Genomic DNA, 890 nt, shown 5'->3' with positions numbered 1-890 from the left:
GGTTGCTGAGCAGCTGATAGATGTGATCGCCAAGCCACCGGGAATTCGCCCGAACCAGCGGTTAAAGCAATAGAAAAGATCTTTACCCAAGCCCGTTGTTTGAGCTAAAGCTCCCATCCAAACAAATATAGGTAAGGTCACCAATACAAAGTTACTGGCGACTTCCCAACTAACCAACTGAAACTGAACGATAGCCGACTCAAAGCTCTGAAGGTAGACATTTCCAAGCAGCCCTACCGCTATCAAAGCGATAGCAATCGGTACACGTAGAGCGATTAATATAAGCAAGCAGGCCATGGCCAACAGGCCAACACTTTCAGGGTTCACGAATGCCCCTCTTTGGTTTGACTTGAATCTAGACTAGCCCATAGCAAACTCAATGATTGAAGCGTTGTCACAAGCCCGATAAAAGCCATCAAGGCATAGAAAGGCCAATAAGGTATGTCGATAGTATAAGCTTGATCTTCATAGGTATAGCTATCTATCGCGCCCAACACCGCCTGCCAAACGACAAGTAGCGAGAACAAAACCAAGAAAACATATGAAGCGCATTTTAGGGAGCGTTGCTTAGAAGCCGACAAGGCTTGGTAAAGCAGATCAACACTCAATAATTCATGGCCCTCTATACACTTTGGAATCGCTAATAAAGAACATGCTGAGTAGCAGCAAACCCGACAATTCGTGAGCCCAAGCAATGGGAGAGGAAAATAATGAACGCAAAATAACGTCACTAATTACAAGTAAGACCAGTGACGGCAGAACAAACAAGGTGTTAAGACCGTTTAAGAAATTAACGAGTTTTTTTAAGATTTGGTCAAGCATAGAATGGAAGCGACGGAGGGTTCACGCTTATTAGCTTGACTCTTGATTAGGTAAGGGGCCAGGCATCA

The 890-nt window shown here is 44.6% G+C and carries 2 protein-coding genes; both read right to left on the bottom strand.

Annotated elements, in window-relative coordinates; all coding sequences use genetic code 11:
- On the bottom strand, positions 1–327 hold a 327-nt coding region (locus A3729_RS09870), incomplete at its 3' end, for a TRAP transporter large permease subunit (protein WP_156497858.1).
- Positions 324–731 (bottom strand): TRAP transporter small permease, encoded by a 408-nt coding sequence (locus A3729_RS09865; RefSeq protein WP_082865269.1) that lies wholly within the window; start codon positions 729–731, stop codon positions 324–326. The genes A3729_RS09870 and A3729_RS09865, both read right to left, overlap by 4 nt.
- Positions 732–890 lie beyond the last annotated feature (159 nt).

This window comes from Oleiphilus sp. HI0043, from assembly GCF_001634935.1.
This window is presented reverse-complemented; position numbering and strand designations above follow the sequence as displayed.